At 53.8% G+C, this 4979-nt stretch carries 3 tRNA genes and 3 rRNA genes; all 6 read right to left on the bottom strand.

Features of this window, described 5'->3' with window-relative positions:
* Positions 1–97: 97 nt before the first annotated feature.
* Positions 98–174: transfer RNA gene (locus tag AC2FNE_RS24335), tRNA-Met, on the bottom strand.
* Positions 175–225: 51 nt separating this feature from the next.
* A 5S ribosomal RNA gene (gene rrf / locus AC2FNE_RS24330) occupies positions 226–340 on the bottom strand.
* Between the two features lie 225 nt (positions 341–565).
* A 23S ribosomal RNA gene (locus tag AC2FNE_RS24325) occupies positions 566–3445 on the bottom strand.
* Positions 3446–4120: 675 nt separating this feature from the next.
* A tRNA-Ala gene (locus AC2FNE_RS24320) sits at positions 4121–4196 on the bottom strand.
* A 195-nt stretch (positions 4197–4391) separates the two neighbouring features.
* A tRNA-Ile gene (locus tag AC2FNE_RS24315) sits at positions 4392–4468 on the bottom strand.
* Positions 4469–4721: 253 nt separating this feature from the next.
* Positions 4722–4979, bottom strand: a 16S ribosomal RNA gene (locus AC2FNE_RS24310); the annotation flags it as partial.

The following is a 4979-nucleotide window of genomic DNA, read 5'->3' as shown; positions in this document are numbered from 1 at the left end:
GACCTTTAGGTTTGAGGCTGACGATGTGAAGACGTTAAGCAATTGATCCGGGGGATCAATTGTAGTCTGAACGTGCTTCTTTGAGATATTCCGACGCTGGTTGCGGGAGTAGGATTTGAACCTACGACCTTCAGGTTATGAGCCTGACGAGCTACCGGGCTGCTCCATCCCGCGTCAGGGTCGGAAAGTGTGTCATCGTATTAGAGAGTTTGGGGGTTTTTCTAGGTTTGGCGGTGACCTACTCTCCCGGGGCTTAAGCCCAAGTACCATTGGCGCGGCAGCACTTAACTTCCGGGTTCGGTATGGGACCGGGTGTTTTGCTTGCGCTATGACCACCAAACCGAGGAAAATCCCCGTCGCAGCTTTGCTTTGCAAAGCGCGACGAGTGGCGGGCGGCGTCTTTGCGTGCAAATGCGCGTTGCCACTCGGTTATTATGTCACCCCTTACGGGGTTTCACATCAATCAGTGTTGTCCAACTCAAGGTCGGTGTATGCTTTTGGTCTTGTTTGATCGCCTACCGCTTGGCTACTTGAGGCGGTGAGCTTTGTCTTTCTGTTACTGGATCAAATCAAGCCTATCGGGCGATTAGTACCGGTCAACTGAACGCATTACTGCGCTTACATCTCCGGCCTATTGACGTGGTGGTCTTCCACGGCCCTCAGGGAGACCTTGTTTTGAGGGGGGCTTCCCGCTTAGATGCCTTCAGCGGTTATCCTGTCCGATCATAGCTACCCAGCACTGCCGTTGGCACGACAACTGGTCCACCAGTGGATCGTTCACCCCGGTCCTCTCGTACTAGGGGCAACTCCTCTCAAGTCTCCTACACCCACGGCAGATAGGGACCGAACTGTCTCACGACGTTCTAAACCCAGCTCACGTACCTCTTTAAACGGCGAACAGCCGTACCCTTGGGACCTGCTCCAGCCCCAGGATGAGATGAGCCGACATCGAGGTGCCAAACACTGCCGTCGATATGGACTCTTGGGCAGTATCAGCCTGTTATCCCCGGCGTACCTTTTATCCGTTGAGCGATGGCCCTTCCACTCGGGACCACCGGATCACTATGGCCGTCTTTCGACTCTGCTCGACTTGTCAGTCTTGCAGTCAGGCTGGCTTCTGCCATTGCACTCAACGAGCGATTTCCGACCGCTCTGAGCCAACCTTCGCGCGCCTCCGTTACGCTTTAGGAGGCGACCGCCCCAGTCAAACTACCCGCCACGCAGGGTCCCGGATCCGGGTAACGGACCGCGGTTAGACATCAAGAGTGCGAAGGGTGGTATCTCAAGGGAGGCTCCACGGATACTTGCGTTTCCGCTTCGAAGCCTACCACCTATCCTGCACATCACAATCCTGATGCCAGTGCGAAGCTGTAGTAAAGGTGCACGGGGTCTTTCCGTCTAACCGCGGGAAGCCTGCATCTTGACAGGCAATTCAATTTCGCTGAGTCGATGTTGGAGACAGCGGGGAAGTCGTTACGCCATTCGTGCAGGTCGGAACTTACCCGACAAGGAATTTCGCTACCTTAGGACCGTTATAGTTACGGCCGCCGTTTACCTGGGCTTCAATTCAAGGCTCTCACCTCTCCTTTTAACCTTCAGGCACCGGGCAGGCGTCAGACCCTATACGTCGTCTTGCGACTTCGCAGAGCCCTGTGTTTTTAATAAACAGTCGCCACCCCCTGGTTTGTGCCCCCAGCCCCTAGTTGCCTAGGAACCGGGCCTCCTTCTCGCGAACTTACGGAGGTATTTTGCCGAGTTCCTTCAACATCGTTCTCTCAAGCGCCTTGGTATGCTCTACCAGTCCACCTGTGTCGGTTTAGGGTACGGTCTGATGGAGGGCTATTTCCAGGAACTGCTCAGCAGCCCAACCAATCCGATAAGGTTGAACTACCCCTGCAATCCGTCACATCCTCCTGGCCTAGGAATATTAACCTAGTTCCCATCGCCTACGCCTTTCGGCCTCGGCTTAGGGGCCGGCTTACCCTGCTCAGATTAGCTTTAAGCAGGAACCCTTGGACTTTCGGCGAGAGTGTCTCTCACACTCTTTGTCGCTACTCATGTCATCATTCTCACTAGTGATCTCTCCACGGGATCGCTCACGCGCCCGCTTCATCGAAAGCTCCAAATATCCTCCAAGGCGTTCCGAAGAACGCTAAAGAGGATAGGAACTATGTCACACTACGCTCTGCTACCATGCCTTACGGCATCCTAAGCTTCGGCTCATGGCTTGAGCCCCGTTACATCTTCGCCGCAGGACAACTTATTTAGACCAGTGAGCTGTTACGCTATCTTTAAAGGATGGCTGCTTCTAAGCCAACCTCCTGGTTGTTTTGGTCGTCCCACCTGCTTTCCCACTTAGCCATGAATTGGGGGCCTTAGCTGTAGGTCAGGGTTGTTTCCCTCTCCACTACGGACGTTAGCATCCGCAGTGTGTCTGCCATCTAGTACTCCCGGGTATTCGGAGTTTGGTTAGGATCAGTAAGCCTGTGGGGCCCCATTACCCATCCAGTGCTCTACCCCCCGGGGTATTCGGATGACGCTCTACCTAAATAGATTTCGCAGAGAACCAGCTATCTCCGAGTTTGATTGGCCTTTCACCCCTAGGCACAGCTCATCCCGATCCTTTTCAACGGATGTGGGTTCGGTCCTCCAGTAAGTGTTACCTTACCTTCAACCTGGCCATGCCTAGATCACTCGGTTTCGGGTCTGATCCCACGAACTCATGCGCCCTATTAAGACTCGCTTTCGCTACGCCTACACCTAACGGCTTAAGCTTGCTCGTGAGACCAAGTCGATGACCCATTATACAAAAGGTACGCCGTCAGCTCGCAAGGAGCCTCCGACTGATTGTAGGCGTTCGGTTTCAGGTACTGTTTCACTCCCCTCGTCGGGGTGCTTTTCACCTTTCCCTCACGGTACTGGTTCGCTATCGGTCAGCAAGGAGTACTTAGCCTTCGAAGGTGGTCCTCCGATCTTCAGACAGAATTTCACGTGTTCCGCCCTACTTAATACGTCCGTCAAAGCTTCGAATACGGGGCTGTCACCCGCTATGGCCATGCTTCCCAACATGTTCTTCTCACTTATCCGGCTCGGCTGGTCCCCGTTCGCTCGCCGCTACTAGGGGAGTATCAATTGATTTCCTTTCCTCCGGGTACTTAGATGTTTCAGTTCCCCGGGTTTGCTCTTAAAACCCTATGTATTCAGGTCTTAAGTACCTGTTTAACACACTTATTTTGTCCCACCGCCTATTCAGCTACTTGAGGACGAACCTCGCATAGCAAAACATGCAGTCGAATAAATAAGAGTGTATCAGGTGGGTTGCCCCATTCAGAGATCCATGGATCAAAGCTTATTCTCAGCTCCCCATGGCTTATCGCAGAGTATCACGTCTTTCATCGCCTCTTGCTGCCAAGGCATTCACCAAACGCCCTTCTCGCGCTTGATTTGATCCAGAAAGAGAAAGACTTGATATTGGCACTACCGCCTATTCGGCCACTTGAGTGCGTTTGACCGCACACAACCAAAGCTGCGCTAGTAATCAAATCAATCGAGACCGCCCAGCTGGTAACTAAAGGCAGTCATTCTTCTGAACCAAAAGCATACTTTCCCGCCTTCCATCCTGGAACCCGCGCTGCCGATGTCGGTCGGCCCCACGCAGAGGATAGAAGACAATGCATGATCGTCAGATCATGCGGGTTAGTGTACTTGACTTGGACAACTCTGTTCGTTTCAGCCGCGATAGCCGTGGACAGGCGAGGAAACACCCGTGTCACAACCCGCCCTCTTGCGAGGGAACGACTGAGATCAACGCCACACTCGGCGCGATCAAACAGTGTTGATTGATTTCTCTCTATACGATGTCAATTACGGCGACTTCCAAAGAAAGTCTGCCAAGTGTGAGGCAGCGTATTCTCAAAGAGAATGCGCGTTCGCACACCCATCCGATTGGATGATCCAGCACTCATACAAGTGCTCGATGATCAAATCGAAGCGATATGGTGGAGCCACCGCCAATTCGGAAAGCCGCTCTCATTGCTTTTGCTTCACAAACGCAACTGCCGCTCATCTCTACTTGGCAAATGTTGTTCGTCATTTTTTTGCCTGCAGCAAAAAGAGACGATGGTGGAGCCTAGGAGGATCGAACTCCTGACCTCCTGAATGCAAATCAGGCGCTCTCCCAGCTGAGCTAAGGCCCCATCTTTTTTGGCCTACCGCCTATCCGGCTGCTTGCGGCCATATTTGACGCCGATGCTGTGTATCTCCGCCAAACCGCTTTGCTCAAACAGCAGCGCCTCCGTGGGTCGATGCCAACACCGCCCGCGGGATCGAAGATCCGAGGACGCGCAAAACAAACACCCGACGAGACCCGCCACATGAAGCGAAGCGGAATATGGTGGGTCGAGGAGGACTTGAACCTCCGACCTCACGCTTATCAGGCGTGCGCTCTAACCACCTGAGCTACCGACCCAGCTGATTTTGCTCCGCAAAATCGGCGGCGCCCGGCTCGTTGCTTCGCTACGCAAAGACAACCGGGAGGGCCAGCTCGGGGCAAAACCACATGCGAACCGGTGGCTCGCGTATTCCTGAAGAGATATGAGGACGGCCCGGCTCTTTACAGTGCGCTACATGAGCGCCTGCAGAGTTTGACCAACATTGCTTGTTGATCTTGCTAAGTGTTCCACGATCAAGAGCGAACTCTGTGATGCCAGGAACATCCTTAGAAAGGAGGTGATCCAGCCGCAGGTTCCCCTACGGCTACCTTGTTACGACTTCACCCCAGTCGCTGATCCTACCGTGGTCCGCTGCCCCCAAAAGGTTAGCGCACGGCCGTCGGGTAGAACCAACTCCCATGGTGTGACGGGCGGTGTGTACAAGGCCCGGGAACGTATTCACCGCGTCATGCTGTTACGCGATTACTAGCGATTCCGACTTCATGGGGTCGAGTTGCAGACCCCAATCCGAACTGAGACAGTTTTTGG

The organism is Ruegeria sp. YKSD179, assembly GCF_059612885.1.
The sequence above is the reverse complement of the archived record's forward strand: the minus strand, read 5'-3'. Positions and strand labels throughout refer to the sequence as shown.